Origin of the sequence: Providencia sp. PROV202 (genome assembly GCF_028479565.1) — a bacterium.
GTDB classification, from domain to species: domain Bacteria; phylum Pseudomonadota; class Gammaproteobacteria; order Enterobacterales; family Enterobacteriaceae; genus Providencia; species Providencia zhijiangensis.
Map to the genome: position 1 here is coordinate 42,749 of NZ_JAMPNV010000009.1, position 19,190 is coordinate 61,938.

At 40.6% G+C, this 19,190-nt stretch carries 18 protein-coding genes and 1 riboswitch; of the genes, 11 read left to right on the forward strand and 7 right to left on the reverse strand.

Annotated elements, in window-relative coordinates:
- Positions 1-36: 36 nt before the first annotated feature.
- Entirely contained in the window at positions 37-921 is an 885-nt protein-coding gene (locus tag PR799_RS05480; RefSeq protein ID WP_272521429.1) for a helix-turn-helix domain-containing protein, read from the reverse strand.
- A 962-nt stretch (positions 922-1,883) separates the two neighbouring features.
- Between PR799_RS05480 and PR799_RS05485 the strand changes: the two genes are divergently transcribed.
- Positions 1,884-2,138, forward strand: a complete 255-nt coding sequence (locus PR799_RS05485) for a helix-turn-helix domain-containing protein (RefSeq protein ID WP_272521430.1) — start codon at positions 1,884-1,886, stop codon at positions 2,136-2,138.
- A 516-nt stretch (positions 2,139-2,654) separates the two neighbouring features.
- Here the strand turns inward: PR799_RS05485 and PR799_RS05490 are convergent.
- Positions 2,655-3,296 carry an NAD(P)-dependent oxidoreductase gene (locus PR799_RS05490; RefSeq protein ID WP_154602493.1) on the reverse strand — a complete coding sequence of 214 codons (642 nt, stop codon included), beginning with the start codon at positions 3,294-3,296 and terminating at the stop codon, positions 2,655-2,657.
- 88 nt (positions 3,297-3,384) lie between these two features.
- The gene (locus PR799_RS05495; protein ID WP_272521431.1) at positions 3,385-4,020 is read right to left on the reverse strand and encodes a TetR/AcrR family transcriptional regulator; all 636 of its coding nucleotides are present in this window, start codon (positions 4,018-4,020) and stop codon (positions 3,385-3,387) included.
- A 104-nt stretch (positions 4,021-4,124) separates the two neighbouring features.
- Between PR799_RS05495 and PR799_RS05500 the strand changes: the two genes are divergently transcribed.
- Positions 4,125-4,817, forward strand: coding sequence for a DAPG hydrolase family protein (locus PR799_RS05500; RefSeq protein ID WP_272521432.1), 693 nt, complete (start codon positions 4,125-4,127; stop codon positions 4,815-4,817).
- An 84-nt stretch (positions 4,818-4,901) separates the two neighbouring features.
- Here the strand turns inward: PR799_RS05500 and PR799_RS05505 are convergent, their stop codons facing one another.
- Complete coding sequence (locus PR799_RS05505) at positions 4,902-5,879, reverse strand: FUSC family protein (protein WP_272521433.1); 978 nt, start codon at positions 5,877-5,879, stop codon at positions 4,902-4,904.
- Between the two features lie 224 nt (positions 5,880-6,103).
- On the opposite strand from PR799_RS05505, the gene PR799_RS05510 reads away from it, so the two are divergent.
- Entirely contained in the window at positions 6,104-6,724 is a 621-nt protein-coding gene (locus PR799_RS05510) for a malonate decarboxylase holo-ACP synthase (protein WP_154602497.1), read from the forward strand.
- An 87-nt stretch (positions 6,725-6,811) separates the two neighbouring features.
- Here PR799_RS05510 and PR799_RS05515 read toward each other — a convergent pair whose 3' ends face one another.
- A complete protein-coding gene (locus PR799_RS05515) occupies positions 6,812-7,441 on the reverse strand; it encodes a glutathione S-transferase family protein (protein WP_272521434.1) in 630 nt (209 codons plus the stop codon).
- Positions 7,442-7,873: 432 nt separating this feature from the next.
- Here PR799_RS05515 and PR799_RS05520 point away from each other — a divergent pair, with 432 nt between their 5' ends.
- The 5 genes from PR799_RS05520 (at position 7,874) to tehB (ending at position 12,418) form a co-directional block, all read left to right on the forward strand.
- Positions 7,874-8,431 carry a cytochrome b gene (locus PR799_RS05520; RefSeq protein ID WP_272521435.1) on the forward strand — a complete coding sequence of 186 codons (558 nt, stop codon included), beginning with the start codon at positions 7,874-7,876 and terminating at the stop codon, positions 8,429-8,431.
- Positions 8,432-8,444: 13 nt separating this feature from the next.
- Positions 8,445-9,023 (forward strand): YceI family protein, encoded by a 579-nt coding sequence (locus tag PR799_RS05525; protein ID WP_036952050.1) that lies wholly within the window; start codon positions 8,445-8,447, stop codon positions 9,021-9,023.
- Positions 9,024-9,283: 260 nt separating this feature from the next.
- On the forward strand, positions 9,284-10,057 hold the full coding sequence (locus PR799_RS05530; protein ID WP_154627432.1) for a topoisomerase IV: 774 nt from the start codon (positions 9,284-9,286) through the stop codon (positions 10,055-10,057).
- A gap of 226 nt (positions 10,058-10,283) precedes the next feature.
- Positions 10,284-11,363 carry a linear amide C-N hydrolase gene (locus tag PR799_RS05535; RefSeq protein WP_154602500.1) on the forward strand — a complete coding sequence of 360 codons (1,080 nt, stop codon included), beginning with the start codon at positions 10,284-10,286 and terminating at the stop codon, positions 11,361-11,363.
- Positions 11,364-11,530: 167 nt separating this feature from the next.
- Positions 11,531-12,418: an SAM-dependent methyltransferase TehB gene (gene tehB, locus PR799_RS05540; protein ID WP_272521436.1), complete on the forward strand. Its 888-nt coding sequence runs from the start codon at positions 11,531-11,533 to the stop codon at positions 12,416-12,418.
- Positions 12,419-12,588: 170 nt separating this feature from the next.
- Here tehB and clcA read toward each other — a convergent pair whose 3' ends face one another.
- Positions 12,589-13,977: a H(+)/Cl(-) exchange transporter ClcA gene (clcA, locus tag PR799_RS05545; RefSeq protein ID WP_272521437.1), complete on the reverse strand. Its 1,389-nt coding sequence runs from the start codon at positions 13,975-13,977 to the stop codon at positions 12,589-12,591.
- A 272-nt stretch (positions 13,978-14,249) separates the two neighbouring features.
- On the opposite strand from clcA, the gene hcp reads away from it, so the two are divergent.
- The 3 genes from hcp (at position 14,250) to PR799_RS05560 (ending at position 18,602) form a co-directional block, all read left to right on the forward strand.
- On the forward strand, positions 14,250-15,902 hold the full coding sequence (gene hcp / locus PR799_RS05550) for a hydroxylamine reductase (RefSeq protein WP_154627429.1): 1,653 nt from the start codon (positions 14,250-14,252) through the stop codon (positions 15,900-15,902).
- Between the two features lie 51 nt (positions 15,903-15,953).
- Entirely contained in the window at positions 15,954-16,958 is a 1,005-nt protein-coding gene (gene hcr, locus PR799_RS05555; RefSeq protein ID WP_154627428.1) for an NADH oxidoreductase, read from the forward strand.
- A 326-nt stretch (positions 16,959-17,284) separates the two neighbouring features.
- Positions 17,285-17,457, forward strand: a riboswitch (M-box (ykoK) riboswitch).
- Positions 17,458-17,531: 74 nt separating this feature from the next.
- Positions 17,532-18,602, forward strand: coding sequence for a magnesium transporter (locus PR799_RS05560; RefSeq protein WP_036975177.1), 1,071 nt, complete (start codon positions 17,532-17,534; stop codon positions 18,600-18,602).
- A 31-nt stretch (positions 18,603-18,633) separates the two neighbouring features.
- On the opposite strand, the gene PR799_RS05565 is transcribed toward PR799_RS05560, so the two are convergent.
- A complete protein-coding gene (locus PR799_RS05565) occupies positions 18,634-19,161 on the reverse strand; it encodes a SprT family zinc-dependent metalloprotease (protein ID WP_154627629.1) in 528 nt (175 codons plus the stop codon).
- Between the last annotated feature and the right edge of the window lie 29 nt (positions 19,162-19,190).

Consider the following 19,190-nt stretch of genomic DNA (forward strand, 5'->3'; position numbering starts at 1 on the left):
AAGCTAACAACCCGTGTAAAAGCGGGTTGTTAGTTTTTAGGCAATCACAGGAATATAGTAATTCAGTTCTTGGATGTAGGTATGAGGGTGGTTAGTAAAATCCTCATAAGTTGGCGTTGATTTTAAAACATAATGTTCAATATCAGCCCCTAAACCGCGAGCAATATCCATCTCGGCCAGGACTTTTCCATAAGCGGTATAAATGATGTCGTTATAGTCAGTGCCTTGTAAATTACCGATAAATTTAATTTGCAAATAATTGCCAGCGGGAACCATTAGTTTTTTAGTAAATGGTGGCATGACGTTAAGATCGTTTTCATCAAATGCAGTGGAATAGAGGAAGCGGCCTTCTTCATCTGAGCTTTTATCGACTCCGTGAATAGCATACAAGTTTTTGGCAACAATCTTGTTTTTATCTAAAAAGTTTTTCCAATACTGGCGTCGTAACTCTTCAGTTTTTAAGTTCCACTCGTTAATGCCTTGTGTGTAGCGATGAGTCATTCCCTCTAAGTGGATCTCTTTTAATTCGACTAATTCCACATGAGCTTCGAGTTCTTTACTTTCACGAAGAGGAAGACAGAATCCTTCAATATGCCAGCCTGAGCGTTTACGATATTCTGAAGGCGTTACACCAAACTGTTTCTTGAATGCACGACAAAAAGTTTGTTGTGAATCAAAACGATAGCGTAGTGAAATGTCCATGATACTATCGCTTGTTAAGCGTAAAGCAACGGCAGAACAGGATAAACGACGGGCACGAATATAAGCACCTAACGCGAGACCTGTTTGGGTTTTAAATAATCGTTGAAAGTGCCATTTAGTGTATCCAGATTTATCAGCAACGGTATCAAGGGAGAGCCGCGACTCTAAATTTTGTTCTATCCAGAGAATGATTTCTCTGATAACACTTTCTTGTAGCATGGTTACCTTTCCAGTCACTTTTGCAACAGGCGTTATTTTAAGCGCCAAATCTGAGCATTAAAGTTAGATAAAAATCATCGTAATTGAACATAGGATAGCATGTCTACTGACAATTTTTTTATAAGCAATGTGAAGTTAGGTAAGTTTTAATCGGTTTTTTACACATTAAATGATGGTTAGTTAGCTTATTAAATAGAGATAACGTATTAGGAATACGCTGAATTTTTGATAGCCTACAACGCATTTTTTGTTAAATCAGTTGTTGTGCAAAGAAAATACTATTCATAAAAATAGAATAAAATCGATTAACGAATGAATAGATTTAAAGCAAACATTCAATAGGTTACTCGATTCAGTTTGTGTGAGTATAATTCAATCATCATCCATTAGTATTCATATTTTGTATGACAAAATGGATTATTTGGGAAAAGTTAAATAAATGATAAAAAATTATTCTGATAGTGATAGATGATTTAGTCAGTTATTATTATGATATAGCTTGTTGTTAAGTGAATAAATCATTAATAGATGATTTAAAATATAAGAATAAATTTAAGTATATAAACGTAAGCTATCATTATTTGAAAAAAATTAAGATAATCCTTGAACATTGTTTTTGTGATTTTGTAATATAGCTCATGCCGTAGGTCATCATTAAATGAGTAATTAAATTTTACGTCATTATTTGATAGGCATAATAAGTAAATATACACAGGTATTAATCTTAATTTTATGTGATTGCTATCACTCTTTTATTTTTATATTACATGGATTATTGGTTTTATTTGTAATTTAAATCAACCAATTACAGTTTTAAATGAAAAATATCTATTTATGAATGTCACTAAATGATGTGATGTATGTCGCGTTTTGTTAACGTAAGTCAATTAATTAAACTTGGTGTGATGATAATTTAGCTGCCCTCATAATTGGTATTCAATCTAATAGTAAAAGGAGTATTTATGAATGAAAATGAAATTGCGAAAAAGCTAGGGATTAAGATCCGTATGCAAAGAGAGAGTCATAAAATGAGTCTTCAGCAAGCGGCCGATTTAATTGGTGTTTCTGAGGATGAAATGAATCGTTTCGAGAGTGGTGAAAGCTGTATCGATGTTGATTCTCTTTTTCAATTTGCGTATTTATTTAACTTGGAACCCGCATCATTTTTATATGGTGTTGTGAACATAAATAGCGGTACTCGTAGTACACTTCATTAATAATATCAGTATGTTATGTTGTTATTTATTTATTTTTTAAAGGTTAATTATCACTAGGAAAGTAAAAGATTTTCCATTATCGACACTGTTTTGATAAAAGAGATTCCATGAATTTAATCGTCTGACCGGAAGAGATTATCTGTTTTACTATTATAGGGTGTTTCTTCCGGCTTAATACGCTGGTTTTAGATTATGCCTGTATGCAATTTTTACACATAACAATTATCTATTATGAATAATCTTATAAAGCTCATCAAAATTATCGAATCTAAGAATTAAATAAAACCCCAGTCTCAATTTGAATTAATATTGTACAAAGTTAAATTATATTGATAGATAAATTTAAATTTATTTAAATAATGATAATCTTAGTTTAAATATTTATAAGTTAATGGTCATGTTTTTATACGAGAATATACGAATATTTATTAAACGTTAATGATTGTATTACTTTTTATGTTAACCAAATAAATGGATACATTTAGTCATGATTTACTCGTAATCCATTTATTAGTATTAATAAGCAGCTGTAAACTGCTGACGAATAAATTGTGGCCGCTCTACCTCATCTAATATTGCCACCGCTAAATCCTGAACAGATATTTTTGCGGGGGTATTGCCGTTCATTAATAGCTGTTTTCCGCCAAGGCGAAATGTTTCTGTCCGTGCGCCATCTTCAAGCATTGCAGCAGGAGAAACAAACGTCCAATCTAAGCTATCGATTGACTCCAACGTCGTTTTAAATTCTTTGACAGCTTGAGCTCCGGGCCAGATATTGGCTGGAAAATCGGGGGAGTCGAGCAATAAAACACCTGGAGCGATTTCTAAGCTTCCAGCACCACCAACCACGATAAATCGTTTTATGCCTGCTTTTTTCACGGCCTCTAAGATTGCTTGGTTACCTGCAACTGTATCACGGTACAGATTAGGGTTACTCCATCCACCATTAAATGCGCTAAGCACCACATCTTGACCTTTAAGCCGAGATGTTAGCCAAGCCACATCCGTAATATCTCCGGATTCAGTAATTAAATGGGCATGTTGAGGAAGCTGATTGCTGTGACGAGAAATCGCAGTGACTTGATGATGACGCATTAAGGCTTCAGAAACCAATGCTTTACCGACAAAACCAGTCGCTCCTAGGATCGATATTTTCATGTTTAGCTCCAGCTGCCTTTTCATTTGTCAGGCTTAATGAATGTTAATGAAAGTATAGAACATGAAAATTTATTTGGTTGTTTTTTATCTAAACTCTAGAGCGACAAAAATCAATCACATGGGCGATCCTTTGCTGAAATTCGGGTGTCAGGCCAGCTGGGGAAAGCCCTAATGAAATTTGCCGTAATGGTTCAGCTATTGTCATAGAGAGGATCAAATCGCTGATAACGGCAAAATCATGCTGTTGGATAATTTCGTCTTGTGCATGGCGGGTTAGCCATTGATTGAGTAATTGGCGACTGCGCTCAATACCGTTTTGTTGGTATTTTTCTAAGAGCAATTCTTTGTGTGCAAAATCTGTTTGTAATAAGCGATACAGCCCAACGGCTTCTTGGGAAAGAACAGTTTTTGCGACAATTTCTAAATTATTTTGCAATAGGCTAAATAGTTCATCGCGGGTCGTCGCTTTTTGTTCGAACAATGGCACAAAGCTATCTGTCCAATTGAGTACCACTCTTTCAACAAGCTCTTCACGATTTTCCATAAAACGATAAATGGTTTTTTTAGCTACACCAGCACGTTTTGCCACATTATCGATACTAGTGAGTTGGTATCCATCTTCAAGTAGTGAATTCAGCGCTGCATTCATGATTTTTTCTTTGAGCAGCGCCTCAGGAATACTTGGGCGGCCTCGAGTTGGTTTCTTCTCGCTGCTGTTTGACATAAATGGCTTACCTCATTTTGCTATCTTGACTTTTTTTCATTTTAGCTCAAAACTAATTAGGAAACAAAATAAGTTTCCTAATTAATCGAGATAGGTAGGTCATCATGAAAACAAATCAAACATGGGCAGTTAACGACATAAATCAGTTGCTGCTTCCACATCCGTTACGCATGGAAATGGGTATTGAGCGTGATGAGAATGGGTTGTTAACCGTCGCGGTTCGGACGGATTTGTATGGCTGTAAAGGCCGAATGCTCGCGTGGTGGTTTACCTTTTTCGAGACCACACAACATATTCGCTGGTGGCACCCCCATGACCACGTTGCTCATCACGGTTGGGATGATAAATGGCAAAAAGGAGAGCGTTTTATTGGCGCTTCCATCCATGCCGTTGAATCTCTCGGTGCGATCCCGCCCGTTGCTGCGAAATTAAAATTTAGAGATCCAACGGATTTCTTTGAGGCTTCAGCTTATGAAAAAGCCATCAAAGAGGGGCATATTTCCGGTGCAGTTTGCTCTTCGATTGGCTTTGGTGAGCATATTGAAATGGATGCCAAAGGGTATCCTATTGATGGGAAAATGATGCATCTAGCCCGTGATACTGAGTTTGGTTGTGTATTACGTAGCCGTTTCTTGCTAGGCGCATCTCTTGAAGATCCACGCGCACAGCTGTCAGATGAAATTGGATTAGAGTTAATGCGCCACTGCTATAACGAATTTACCTATTTGTCTCGTTTCTTGCCGTCGTTGTATTACGGCGAGCACGCGAATGGGGAAAGTGCGCCATTACCATGGTGAAGTTGGGTAGAACTCCAGCGAGATATCAAGCTAATTAAACTATAAACAAAGTCTGGATGGTTAGCGCTATACCTCCGAATAGTGTTAGCTTTCTGGGCTTTTTTCTCTAAATAGTTTCAAGATAATACTGGTAATGATAGCGATAGCCCCGCCTAAGGCAGTTTCAAGAACGCGATCAAACAATAATGTATAAACAGGGTGACGCCAATAAACCACTTGTTCAAGAACCGAGAGGATTAGGCTGGTGACGACAAAAGTCATAAAGGTATAGCCATGATGAAAACTCATTGGCAGCAAAAAGGCGAAAACTAAAATTGCCACTAACCCAATATAGGGCATCAACGGGGTATTAAATAATAAGAATAGGAATAACACGGAAATTAAGCTACCCGCCACCCGTTGAAGCGTAATGCGCACAATACTTTCAGATTTTGGGTGCAATACAAACACGAAAGTCAGTAGTGTCCAATAAAAATGCCCTAGGTCTACCATCCGAGGGATAGCCAAAGTTAATAGTAATCCAATGGTATAGGTCATTGACCGCGGGATGATATTTTTACGTAGGGTAAATAGATTTTTTTCCACAGTAAGTGGCGTAATAATGGAATGGCGAGTCATTTTGTGGCTGAGAAAATAATAGGTGAGCAAGGTGACGCCACTGCCAATTAAAAAACCTAAGGTCAGACTTTTCGATACTTCAGGCAAGATTGTGCCAATAGTGGACATGATAATCATGAATTTCATGGTTAAGTCCATGATCGGATCTGTGCCATAGAGCTGATAATAGATAAATGAGAATATAGCCAGATAAATATAAAACCCAGTCCCCAAGCGTAGCGTATCGCCAATATAGATAGCGACTAAAATCATGGATAGCCAAAAAGCGGTATAGAGGTAATTTTTATATTCTTTAGCGGCGTTAAATAGGTTAAATGAGTAGAGCGTCGAAAATGCTGCCCACATAGCGGCCTGAACGTCGCTCAGTGCGAGTGCGGTGAGGGCACTTAAAACTAAGCAGCTGCTGAACAGTATTCCGTCATGGATAGCCGGGATTTTCTTCATATTATGATGCTCAAGATTCGTTATCTAACTCTTTCATTATTAAGAGTATTCTATGATAACATATTGCTATTTGAAGACAAATTTCCTTCATCAATAACCTATGAATCTTTGTTTTTGATGGGATAAATAAAGATGTTGATTATGCGTGAATGTATTCATCTATCTGAAAAAATGCATAATAGCGCAGAACGAGAGCAATTTGTCGTCATGATAAGGAAGAATAAATGCAAATAATTAATCCCCATGATTTTGTTTGGGTTGGTAGTAACAACGATGTCCCTCTTGATACTCTGCCGGAATGGGTTCAAACGCAGTGGAACAGTAAACTACCCCTTATTGTGCACCGAGAAAAAGCCGGTGAAAGCCAATTAACCGTGGCTATTCGTGGTATTAAGCCTCATCAGCGTGTGACGACCCAAATTTCAAAATCGGCCATTACGCACATTATGAATGTGGAATCTTTAGTGTCGAATTCCATTGAATTGCAACGTTCGATGTTTATTGCGTTACCGCCTATCCAAGTTTTGTTACTCATTTCTCAGCATAATTGGCCTTGGAAATGGGGCGTAACGGGTAGCTGCGCTTATACATTGGCGACGGATATTCAAAGTATGCTGACAGATTGCGACCTTGATGTTGTGATCCGTTGCCCAACTCGACAGCAAAAAGAAGATTTTGCGCAATTTGCGATTAAAGCGAATACGCCATATTGCCCAATTGATATTCATGTGGAAACACCGAAAGGCGGATTTTCTTTAGCGGAATGGTTTAAAAATGATCAAGTGACGCTGCACACCCCAACGGGGGATGTGATGACTGCCGATCCTTGGGATGAAAGCCTCTAGGTGATTTGTGAGTGAAATAAGCAGTTTGGGTCTATTTCTTGCTCAAACTGCTCAAAAAGTAATTTTGATGTTCGTGCAGGTGTTTTTTTAGTGTTCGATAGATGGCTCGATTTCTGCAGCACGTTTCCACTCTTGCATCGCCGGTAATGCAATAATGCGTTCAATCCATTGTTGAGCGTGTTCATTGACTTTTAATTGGTAGCTTTGAATGCGAAATGCTACTGGTGCAAAAAATGCATCGACGGCAGTAAATTGTTTTCCTGCTAACCAAGGCCCTTCAAACTTATCAAATCCTTCCTGCCATAATTGCTGAATGCGATTTAAGTTTCCTTGTAGCTCATGGGATATTTCAGTGAGAGCTTCATTTCTTGCCACATTCATCGGGCACTGTTGGCGTAGTGCAGTAAAACCTGCGTGCATTTCAGCGCTCGCGCAGCGAGCCCAGGCTCTCGCTGATTTTTCAGTTGGCCAAACTTGAGGGAAATCTTCGGCAACATATTCACAAATTGCCAAAGAGTCCCAGATGGTCTTATCGCCATCAATCAGGCATGGCACTAAGCCAGATGGTGAAAAACGGCTAAATTTTTCGTGGCTACTTTTGCCATTTTCGAAGAAGCAAATATTCTCTTCAAAAGGGATTTGCAATGTTTTTAACAGGACCCAAGGTCTTAGAGACCATGAGGAGTAATTTTTGTTGGCAATCCATAATGTATACATACGCTAGCCTCTAAGAATAAAGAAAAAACAACCCATAGGTAGGGCATCAATTTAGCAGGAATAGAGGAAATTAGGTTAATTTATCCTTAAAATAAAAATCTCGCCTACTTATTTTAGAGAAGCTGAACTATATTTATAATAAATTAATCTATCATATTATGATGGGTAATAAGAAAATCAGCAGATTAAACATTCATAGGCGTTATTAGGTATAATCTATTTACATAAATAGAAGATTCTTTATTAAAGGTTTACGCTTGTAATAAGAAAAATAGAATTCACCTATTTTTCATCATGATGATGATACTATTTGAATATCTTCGACAAAATATTTGTTTAACTTTGGGATAGGAATAAAGCCAGATTAACCTTATGATTATTCCTACTTGGTAAAACAAGTAATTACCTTTAAAACTATATGGTTTTTAAATTATGCAATGGAAAAATAACGCCACTCGTTATGGGCATCTTTCGCTGCTCATTCATTGGTTGGTCGCAATTGTCGTATATGGAATGTTTGCATTAGGCTTATGGATGGTGTCATTAGGCTACTATGACACCTGGTATCATCAAGCTCCTGAAATACATAAAAGCATAGGAATGTTGCTATTCTTTATCATGCTTTTTCGTGTGGTTTGGCGATTTATTTCTCCACCACCTAAGCCGTTATCGAGCTATAGCAAATTAACGAAATTTGCTTCAATTACGGTTCAGCTTTTAATTTATATTATTTTATTCTCTATTTTGATCAGCGGTTATTTAATTTCGACTGCGGATGGACAAGCAATAAGTGTATTTGGTTGGTTTGAAGTGCCTGCATTATTTACAGGTGCAGCAGAACAAGCGGATACAGCAGGTGAAATTCACCTTTATTTAGCTTGGGCTGTTGTTTTGTTATCTGTTCTGCATGTATTTGCAGCTTTAAAACACCATTTCTTTGATGGTGATATTACTTTAAAAAGAATGTTGGGTTTTAATCCCGATAAATAACGTGGAGAGAGTTATGTTGAAGAAATCTATTTTAGGTCTTGCTGCGGGTACTTTATTATTATCAGCAGGATCTGCACTGGCAGAAAATTATCAATTTGATAAACAAGGTCAACACGGTTTTATTGAGTTTCGTATCCAGCATTTAGGCTACAGCTGGTTATACGGTAGCTTTAAAGATTTTGATGGTAACTTTACTTACGACGCAAAAGATCCAGCGAAAGATAAAGTTGAAGTGACGATTAAAACTGGCAGTATCGACACTAACCACGCTGAGCGTGATAAGCATTTACGTAGCCCAGATTTCTTAAATGCGGCAAAATTCCCAGAAGCGAAATTTGTTTCTACAGAAGTGAAAAAAGAGGGTGACAAATACCTCGTAACAGGTGACTTCACCTTAAACGGCGTGACGAAACCAATCACTTTAGATGCGAAATTAACGGGTGAAGGTAAAGATCCTTGGGGTGGCTACCGCGCAGGCTTTGAAGCGAAAGGGAACATTAAACTGAAAGAGTTTAATATCAAGTCTGATTTAGGCCCTAAATCTCAAGAAGTTGAATTAATGCTGTCTGTTGAAGGTGTTCAAGTTAAGTAATTCGTATTTTTGAAATACTTTCCTTCGATTTTTCAAAACCGCAGAGACTGAAATATGTGTCTGCGGTTTTTTCATTCTAAATACTCATTAGAACTGTTAATTTTCTACTTTTTTCTTTGCATTTACTCTTATTCCTATAGCGATATATGCGCATTCACGACTAGAATAATGATAAGAGTTTATTATTGAGTATTGGTTTTTTGGCTTTTGTTGTTAACAACAAATTGTTAAAAGACAGATTGTTAAAAGGCAGATTCACTTTGAATACAAACAGTTCACGCAAAATCGCAGTAGTCGTTAGCATCATTTTTATTATCTTTGCGCTGGGTTTTTACTGGTTAAGTAAAGACAACAACGTACTATCGACAGAAAGTAATAGCGAAATTCATTCAGAGGCCATTGCTCAAGTTGAAAAAGAACTGCCGATTTTAGTCACTATCAAAAAATTAAGCCCTGTCACTTACCAGAGCTTTGAGCCTTTAATGTCTCAATATGATCCTGCTAACGAAGACTTACGCCGTCAATTATTGGATCAGGTTGTGAGCCAATCAATGAAGCTGGTCGTTGAGCGTATGCCTTATGCCTCCGATGAAACAGTGATTAATTTTGTCGCTAAAGTGAACGACAATATCAAATCATTGTTAGAGCAAGATCCATCAGGAAAAATGTGTTACGACGCGCTATTCCCTCAGTTAAGGGATCCTGCTGATGTCATTCCGCCACAAAAAAGCCAAGATGTCTTATTAAAACAAGTGAGTGCGATCGATGCTTTGTTGATTTCCAGCGAAGCTAGCGAGAAGCGTACCTCGTTATCTGAAGAAGAGTATCAGGCATTAATGGACTCTCTGAGAATCAAATTAACGGAAAAATACGGGAATGACGTCACCATGCTGGTTGATGTGAAGGCAGGGAAAAAATCACCTGCAACAGTTTGCCAAATTTCGATTAGCTTGTATGACTCCGCACTGAATATTCCTGACAATCAGAAAAAAGCGGCATTATTACGCTCATGGTTTTCTGCAAAGAAAAAATAATAGCGGGCTACTAATCCATTTCTTTAATAGGATTAACTCACTGAAAAACGTTAACAGTTTGATTCGGTGAGTTAATCCTTGTTGCATTTTGTTTCAATATCTTTGCTCAAATAAAACGCTGAAAACGATATACTGCCAAATAACGATATACTATTTATTATAAATATTGGTCGTTCATTCGCGTGGTTTATCTGCGCTACTTATTCAATACCCCTTTGGAGGCAAGATGCGATTTGTGAAGAAAAGCATTGTTACGCTCTTAACCATCGCTGCAATTTATGTTCCTGCCATGGTTTCTCAGGCTTGTACCCGCGTTGTTTATCTCGGGGAAGACCAACAAATCATGACAGGTAGAACCATGGATTGGAAATATGATGTGGGTACCAATTTATGGATTTTCCCGCGAGGCATGGAACGAAATGGCGCGGCAGGGCCACAATCACTCAAATGGAAATCCAAATACGGTAGCGTGATAGCGTCAGGTTACGATATTTCTACGACGGATGGCGTTAATGAAAAAGGGTTAGTGGCAAACTTACTCTGGCTCGCTGAATCGAAATATCCTGAGTTAGATAATAAAAAGCCCGCACTGTCTATTTCTCTATGGGCGCAATATATGCTGGACAACTATGCCACGGTTGAAGAAGCCGTTGCCGCATTAGAAAAAACGCCATTGATAGTCGCGACTGACAAGGTTCCGGGACAAAATCGCTTAGCGACTCTGCATTTATCCCTGTCTGATGCGAGCGGTGATAGCGCGATTATCGAATATATCGATGGCAAACAAGTCATTCATCATAGCCGTAAATACCAAGTTATGACTAACTCACCAGCTTATGAAAAGCAGTTAGCGATGCAAGAGTATTGGCAAGGTATTGGTGGCACGGTAATGCTACCGGGAACCAACCGCTCAGCGGATCGTTTCGCTCGAGCGCAGTTCTACATCAATGCTATCCCACAAAAAACGACGCCAAATAAAGCGGTTGCCAGTGTGTTTGGGGTGATCCGAAATGTGTCCGTTCCCTACGGTTTAACATCGGAAACGTCTCCTGAAATTTCTTCTACCCGTTGGCGCACACTGGTTGACAGCAAGCGTCAACTCTATTTCTTTGAGTCTGCTTTAACGCCAAACATTTTTTGGACGGATCTAAAGAAAATTGATTTTTCCAATGAAACCGGAAAAGTGAAAAAATTAGATCTCGGTGAAGAGCAAAGCCATATCTATTCGGGTGATGCGACTGCGCAATATGTGGATACCAAACCGTTTGAATTTTTAGGGCTGAGTGCAGAGCAACTGGGTTACTAAGTTTTTAAAACCAAGTTTTTAAAACCAAGCTTATAAAACCAAATTTCTAAGTCCAAGATTCCGAATTTAACCTCCTGTGCGCAGGAGGTTGATGCACATCAACTCATTCATTTTCTATCTATGAAAACGTTGCACTATCAAGATGAACGTCATAAGATGTATTTAATATGCAACTTAAAGGTGACCCCATGACTGAATTAGTGTGCTACAAAACCATGCCTGTTTGGGATAAGGCTTCGGTTCCGTTAATGTTTCAAGACCGCCATAACACCAAAGAAGACACATTCGCCCAATTGAAGGTGTTACAAGGCTCCCTCGATTTTATTATTTTTAATGAAGATGGCAGCGAGCAAAAATTTACGTTTGATACGCAAAATCAACCGCCAGTGATCCAGCCACAAGTCTGGCATCGTATTGCCGATTGCAGCGATGATATGCGTTGCCAACTCTCTTTTTTATGTCGTCCTGAAATTGAGTTTTATAAACAGTATGATCTCAGTGTGCCTCACTCTGAAGTACGCTACCTTTGCGAGAATAACTTAGCAAAACCTTGCAAAGTATTGGATTTAGGTTCCGGCCGCGGGCGTAATAGTTTCTATCTGGCTCAGCAAGGGTATGATGTGACAGCCGTGGATATTAACCAAAACCATATTCAAGCCATTGAAACTGTTAAGCAGCAATCGGGTATAGAAAATATCCATACCGCGCTATATGACATTAATAGCCACCAAATCCAAGGTGACTATGATTTGATTGTTTCTACAGTCGTGTTGATGTTCCTACAACGGGATAAAATTGCTGACATTATCGCGGATATGCAATCGCATACTCGAACGGGTGGGATTAATATTGTGGTATGCGCGGTAGAAACGCCGGATGCGCCACTGGATAGGGTGCCATTTAAGTGCTTCTTAAAACCGGGTGAATTACAGCAGTATTATCAAGACTGGGAAATCCTCAAATACAATGAAAACCCAGGACACTTGCATAGAACGGATGCGCAAGGTAACCGAATTAAATTGAACTTTGCAACGTTGATTGCTAAGAAAAAATAACCTGCGATAGCGAAGATAATAGGTTGTAAAATTAACGAGGAAAATCAATTTATTGATTTTCGCCTGATAACACAAAGAGGGAAAATTACGCTTTTATCCCTCTTTGTCATCAACATAATGGGTTGCCTAGGCAACCCATTTTGCGTTCTATGGTGAGATATAAATAAATTTTAGGGATTAGACGTTGCCGCTTGTTTTTCGCTGCGTTCTAAGGTTTTTTCGAGCAGCACAGAATAAAGTGGTCGACCTCCTAAGAATTGCGCCACCATCGTTGCGCCAATGCAGGTAATAATCATTGGTAAAATCAATTGATAGTTATTGGTCATTTCCAACACTAAGACAATGCCCGTTAATGGCGCACGCACTGTGGCGGCAAACAGCGCTCCCATGCCGGCTATAGCAAAGGTACCGACTTCAATCGAATAATGGGGGAATAGCTCCAGTGCCGCATAACCATAAATGCCCCCAAACAGTGTGCCAAGTGCTAATAACGGCGAGAAAATCCCCCCTGGCGCACCGGAACTAAAGCTGATGGTTGAGGTTAAAAAGCGCAGGGCAAAAAATACCATCAGCATGGTGATAGTAAAGCTATTGGCCACCATTTGATGGATCACGCTATAGCCACCCCCTACGACTTCAGGAGCAAATACACCGATAGCGCCACAGCTACCCCCGATCAAACCGCCCATCAAAACAAACCGTGACACTTTATTTTGGTAGAAAGCTAAAAATAGGCTTTGCAGATAGAGCAAGAAGCGGTTAAAGCCAATTCCCACGATCCCAAATAACATGCCTAAAATCAGATATAACCACAGGGTTTCCATGGGGGCAGAGGAGAATTGCCCAATATTTAGCACCGCGGCTTCACCATTAATGAGGCGAAAAACAATGGTGGCACTGACGGCGCCAATAAACACGGCTTTGATGGAAATCAGGCTGTATTTAAATTGTGGTCGCATCTCTTCGATGATAAACAGGATCCCCGCTAATGGGGCATTAAAGGCGGTAGATAGACCCGCAGCGGCACCCGCAGCTAATAATGTATGGCGAGATTCATTATCTTTGAGGCGAAATAGGTCATAAAACATTTGGCTAATGTTCGCCCCCAATTGTACGGTAGGTCCTTCACGACCGAGCACCATACCGGAACCTAACGTACCTAACCCACCGATAAATTTTACTGGGATCACGCGCCACCAACGGACAGGGCGCAAATCTTGCAGTGCCCCTTCGATTTCCGGGATCCCAGACCCCCCCGCTTCAGGTGAAAAGCGTTTAACCAAATAGTAGCCGAGCATGGCCAATAGGGCTGAAGCCACAAACATAGCGGGGATCACCAACCATTTGTTGGTGACATATTGGTTAACAGACGCGATACGCATATTGCTGACCCACTCAGTCCCTAGCATAAACAGGGAGCCTATCAGCCCAACGACGGCACCAATAATAGCCGCTAAAACAAGCACTTTGAGCGGCGTTTTATCGGATTCTTTCACGTGACGTAAAAAACTAAAATGGGTTTTGTTGTCTGATTTTGGAGTCGAATTGGCCTGCATCATCGCTTTTTGATTCTCTTAAAATGATTTAACAACAATAACTTATGAAGTATGAATGATAAACATAGTATAGCAATACTGCTTTGAAACCCCAGCGAAAAATCAAATGCGCTTAGTGAAACTGCCTATTTTACAACATTGAATAATTCTTATTTATAGTGAAAGTTAATGTAGATCAACAAACCTGCAAATAGAATTTTAAGATGCTTTTCTATTTATTTAAAAGGGGTAATCTTAATGTTGTATATGAAATGCAACTTAAAGAGGTTTCCTCCATGTATTGTGTGCAATGTGAACAAACAATTAGAACTCCAGCAACCAATGGCTGCGCTTATTCGCAAGGTATGTGCGGTAAAACCGCTGAAACTTCAGACCTGCAAGATTTATTAGTTGCTGTCCTGCAAAGCTTATCTGCCAGTGCGGTGGTAGCTCGTGAACTGGGCATTATTGATCATGATGTGGACAGTTTCGCACCGCGCGCTTTCTTCTCTACATTGACCAACGTTAACTTCGATTCTGAACGTATTATTGGTTATGCCCGTGAAGCTATTTATCTGCGTGATAAATTAATCAAACACTGCCTGTCAGTGAATAGCGCAGTGGCATTTAACCACCCATTGATCAATCTGCAATTAGCAGGGCAGGATATTGCGACCCTGCAACAGCAAGCGGCACAATTTGCGTTAGATATCGATAAAGCGCAAATTGGCGAGGATATTCATGGTTTACGTATGCTGTGTCTGTATGGTTTGAAAGGCGCGGCGGCATATATGGAGCACGCTCACGTTTTAGGCCAGTTTGATAACCAGATTTACGCTCAATACCATGAAATTATGGCGTGGTTAGGCACATTGCCAGCGGATATGAATGAGCTGCTCGATAATGCGATGGCTATCGGCATGATGAACTTCAAAATCATGGAAATCCTGGATGCTGGCGAAACGGGGGAATTTGGTCATCCAGTTCCAACGGAAGTTAACGTGCGCCCAGTTGCTGGTAAATGCATTCTGATTTCAGGTCATGACCTGAAAGATTTAAAAATGTTGTTAGAACAGACCGAAGGCACAGGTATTAATATTTACACCCATGGTGAAATGCTGCCTGCTCATGGTTACCCTGAACTGAAAAAATACGCTCACTTAGTGGGTAACTACGGCAGTGGTTGGCAGAATCAGCAGGTGGAATTTGCTAAGTTCCCAGGCCCTGTTTTAATGACCTCTAACTGCATTATCGACCCTGATGTAGGTGAATATAAAGCGCGTATCTGGACTCGCAGCATTGTGGGCTGGCCGGGCGTGAAACACATTACGGGCGACAGTTTTGCTGAAATGATAGCGCAAGCGCAGGAAATGGCAGGCTTCCCATACACTGAAATCGAACACAAAATTACGGTCGGTTTTGGTCGTCAAACCCTGCTGGGTGCTGCGGATGCGGTGATTGATCTCGTTGCTCAGAAAAAATTACGCCACGTATTCTTAGTCGGTGGTTGTGATGGTAGCCGTGGTGAACGCAGTTACTACACAGATTTCGCTCGCAGCGTACCGAAAGACTGCCTGATTTTAACGCTGGCTTGCGGTAAATACCGTTTCAACAAACTGGACTTCGGTACCTTAGAAGGCTTACCGCGTTTACTGGATGTGGGTCAATGTAACGATGCCTATTCTGCCATTATGTTAGCGGTGAACTTAGCAGAGAAATTAGGGTGTGGCGTGAATGACTTACCGCTGAGCCTGATCCTCTCTTGGTTCGAGCAAAAAGCCATTGTGATCTTGTTAACCCTGCTTGCTCTGGGTGTGAAAAACATTTACACCGGTCCAACGGCTCCGGGCTTCTTAACCGAAAATCTGCTGAATATTCTGAATGAAAAATTCGGTATGCGCAGCATTACCACGGTTGAACAAGATTTGGCGGAAATCCTGCCTGCGTAATTTGATGGAAACCAAGGGGGAAGCGGCTTTCCCCCTTGCAAGGAGTAACCCATGACCATGCCAACAAGCCTATGTCCGAACAGAATGCAAATTCACTCGATTGTGCAGGAAACCTCAGATGTTTGGACAATTAACCTGATTAATCATGATTTTTACCAATATGAACCGGGACAGTATGCGCTGGTGAGTATCAAAAACAGTGATGACGTGATGCGTGCTTATACCTTGTCTTCATCGCCGGGGCAAAGCCGTTTTATCTCCATTACGGTGAGACGATTAGACGAGGGGGCAGGCTCTTGTTGGCTAACTGGAGCGGTCAAACCAGGGGATTATCTTTGGTTATCTGAGGCGCAAGGGGAGTTTACTTGTGCCCATGTTCAAAGCCACCAATACTTAATGTTAGCGGCAGGCTGCGGTGTCACGCCGATCATGTCGATGACTCGCTGGTTGATGGCGAATCGCCCAGAAACGGATGTCAAAGTACTGTTTAATGTGCGAGATGAAAAGCAGGTCATTTTTGCCAATGAGTGGCAAAGACTGGTGCTGCAATATCCGCAGCGTTTGCAACTGTGCATCATGCCGGAAACACCCGATAACGGCGGTGTTGCACAAGGTCGTTTAAGCCAAGAAAAATTGCTGGAATTAGTACCGGATATTCATGCCCGTGTCGTGATGACCTGTGGGCCGGTTCCGTATATGAAAAATGTGCAGGAATTTTCTAAGGCATTGGGCGTTCCTACTGAGCACTTCTTTATGGAGCGCTTTACCACTGGCGGCGATGAGGCCGTGAGTGAAGAGGTATTGAACTTAAAAATTCGTCACCGTTTAGTGAATTTCAATGTCCCAGTGGGAACATCGCTGTTGTCTGCGTTAGAACAGAATAAACAACCGGTAATTGCGGCGTGTCGTGCGGGTGTGTGTGGTAGCTGTAAAACCAAAGTGCTCTCAGGTAATTATACAACCAGCAGTACGATGACATTAACCGCAGACGAAATTGCTAGCGGCTATGTTTTAGCGTGCAGTTGCCAATTACAAGGTGACACAGAAATCGCTTAATCGATTTTCGATAATATAAAATTTAAATGCCTCATTCATTGCCATCTTATTATGAGTATAAATAAGGTGGCTTTTTTGTTTATTAATCGATTTGTTTGCGTTTCGAAATATCATCAAAAATAAGCCGATAATTCATTACGTTATTATCACTTTATATATTATGAATAATATAATTTCCCATTAAAGTTACAAATGGTTACACGTTGAATTCTCGATACACATTAACTTAAACGAAACTTAAACACGGGGAGGCTATTAAAAAAAGAGCCCAGTAAAAGGGTGGAAATTGAACACTCAGTGGGTATAATTCGCGCCGCATCCAAAGTGCAGTATCTCGTTAGGCGAGGCTCCTATACAAACATAGGTTACTGATCTGACGACGTCGAGAGACGCCCAAGATTAGGACAGGATATATCGACCGAAGGTATATCCCCATGTAACTTCCTGATTGATTCAGGATACGTTGTATAGTGCTAAAACCGAGACGAAGAGATAGCAATCGCATTCTCTCATCTGGTTTCGCCCCTATGTGAGTACTGTTTGAGTAAACAACAGTAATAGGGACTAAAAAAAATGTCATTTTCTACCCAGAACAAAGCGGGTGCAGTAGCTATTGCACAATCCGCGATGAAAGACGCTCGTCAAAAGTCTAATCAAACACAACCACCTAAAATTGATGATTCAACTGTTCACGCTTATATGAGCCAATCATATTTGCCTGTATCGGTTGCCGACTCTGTGGCATGTGTGAAGAAAAGTCTTATTGAACATCTCGAAGGCGAACAAATTCCAACGTATTTATTTGTCGTAGATAGTGAAAACTATTTAAATGGAATTCTGTCCGTTAAATCATTACTTGCCTCAGCAGAGGATTTATTAGTGTCGGATATTATGCGCCACAATTATTTCTCTGTTTCCCCTGAACAATCACGCCATGATGTTTATGATTTAATTAATCATAGCGGTTTGGATATGATCCCTGTTGTTCAGTTCGGTAAGTTAATGGGTGTATTACGTCCTCAAGATATTGCCGAGCTTATTGAAGACGAAAACACCCTCGATGCACAATTGCAGGGGGCAACTACGCCACTCGAAGAGCCATATTTAACCACCAGTCCAGTCACTTTATGGCGTAAGCGTGTTGTGTGGTTATTAATGCTGTTTGTGGCGGAAGCCTATACTGGAACCGTGCTGAAAGCGTTCGAAGAGCAACTTGAAGCCGCCATTTCACTGGCGTTCTTTATTCCATTATTGATTGGTACCGGCGGAAACAGCGGAACTCAGATTACATCGACCCTCGTGAGAGCGATGGCGTTGGGAGAAGTGAGTTTACGTAACCTCGGTGCGGTATTGAAAAAAGAAGTTTCAACCTCGTTCTTAGTGGCTGTCACCATTGGCGGCGCGGCGTTAATTCGAGCTTGGATCTTAGGTGTAGGTCATGAAGTGACTATCGTGGTGAGCTTAACGATTGTGGCTATTACCGTGTGGAGCGCGATTGTTTCTTCTATTATCCCAATGGTTCTGAAAAAGCTGAAGGTTGACCCAGCGGTAGTTTCTGCGCCATTCATCGCGACATTTATTGATGGTACGGGCTTGATTATTTACTTTGAAATCGCGAAATTAGTGATGACGGAGTTCGCTTAAGTTCAGTCCTATCTCTTGATGCGGCAGGGAATTAACACTCTGCCGCTGACTCAATTTCTCGCTTGAGAATTTCCCCGCATTTTCGACATAAATACTGGTTTTCCCCTCGCTCGACTTTGTTATGCCTTCTGATGGTAAGTTCATGAATTGTGTCGCAACCACACAGATAACGAAAAGTTTGGCTTTTGACGCTGGTCACTGCAAAGTTGTGAGTCCGTTTTGCCGTTACCCCTAAAACAGTCTGCATCATCCATTTCCACTCATTGCCATGAGGGGCGACCCCTTTACGTCCAAATACACGGTAAACCAGCAAGTGGGCGAGTTCATGGGGGATCACTTCGTCCACAAAACTGTCTGGATTTTCAATTAACAACGTCGGATTAACGCGAATTTCCCACTCTTTTAAATAGGCGCTGCCCGCGGTGGTACCGCGCTGTTTATAGTTGATGGTTGGTTCTGGAAATTTCTGTTCCAGTTTTTCTTCAGCTAATGCGAGTTTTTCACGCAGGGTTTTCATCACTCGCTGTTGAAGCAGGATAGGCACTCGGATTGTTTTCATGTCCTCAAGAATACGTGAAGTCATAGAGT

What these genes read in the sequence shown, in the direction of transcription:
- PR799_RS05500 (WP_272521432.1), top strand. Translation starts at nt 4,125, where the DNA reads ATGAAAACAAATCAAACATGGGCAGTTAACGACATAAATCAGTTGCTG.
- PR799_RS05525 (WP_036952050.1), top strand. Translation starts at nt 8,445, where the DNA reads ATGTTGAAGAAATCTATTTTAGGTCTTGCTGCGGGTACTTTATTATTA.
- PR799_RS05565 (WP_154627629.1), bottom strand. Translation starts at nt 19,161, where the DNA reads ATGAAAACAATCCGAGTGCCTATCCTGCTTCAACAGCGAGTGATGAAA.
- clcA (WP_272521437.1), bottom strand. Translation starts at nt 13,977, where the DNA reads ATGATGCAGGCCAATTCGACTCCAAAATCAGACAACAAAACCCATTTT.
- tehB (WP_272521436.1), top strand. Translation starts at nt 11,531, where the DNA reads ATGCAACTTAAAGGTGACCCCATGACTGAATTAGTGTGCTACAAAACC.
- PR799_RS05535 (WP_154602500.1), top strand. Translation starts at nt 10,284, where the DNA reads ATGCGATTTGTGAAGAAAAGCATTGTTACGCTCTTAACCATCGCTGCA.
- PR799_RS05515 (WP_272521434.1), bottom strand. Translation starts at nt 7,441, where the DNA reads ATGTATACATTATGGATTGCCAACAAAAATTACTCCTCATGGTCTCTA.
- PR799_RS05495 (WP_272521431.1), bottom strand. Translation starts at nt 4,020, where the DNA reads ATGTCAAACAGCAGCGAGAAGAAACCAACTCGAGGCCGCCCAAGTATT.
- PR799_RS05505 (WP_272521433.1), bottom strand. Translation starts at nt 5,879, where the DNA reads ATGAAGAAAATCCCGGCTATCCATGACGGAATACTGTTCAGCAGCTGC.
- PR799_RS05520 (WP_272521435.1), top strand. Translation starts at nt 7,874, where the DNA reads ATGCAATGGAAAAATAACGCCACTCGTTATGGGCATCTTTCGCTGCTC.
- hcp (WP_154627429.1), top strand. Translation starts at nt 14,250, where the DNA reads ATGTATTGTGTGCAATGTGAACAAACAATTAGAACTCCAGCAACCAAT.
- PR799_RS05560 (WP_036975177.1), top strand. Translation starts at nt 17,532, where the DNA reads ATGTCATTTTCTACCCAGAACAAAGCGGGTGCAGTAGCTATTGCACAA.
- hcr (WP_154627428.1), top strand. Translation starts at nt 15,954, where the DNA reads ATGACCATGCCAACAAGCCTATGTCCGAACAGAATGCAAATTCACTCG.
- PR799_RS05485 (WP_272521430.1), top strand. Translation starts at nt 1,884, where the DNA reads ATGAATGAAAATGAAATTGCGAAAAAGCTAGGGATTAAGATCCGTATG.
- PR799_RS05490 (WP_154602493.1), bottom strand. Translation starts at nt 3,296, where the DNA reads ATGAAAATATCGATCCTAGGAGCGACTGGTTTTGTCGGTAAAGCATTG.
- PR799_RS05510 (WP_154602497.1), top strand. Translation starts at nt 6,104, where the DNA reads ATGCAAATAATTAATCCCCATGATTTTGTTTGGGTTGGTAGTAACAAC.
- PR799_RS05480 (WP_272521429.1), bottom strand. Translation starts at nt 921, where the DNA reads ATGCTACAAGAAAGTGTTATCAGAGAAATCATTCTCTGGATAGAACAA.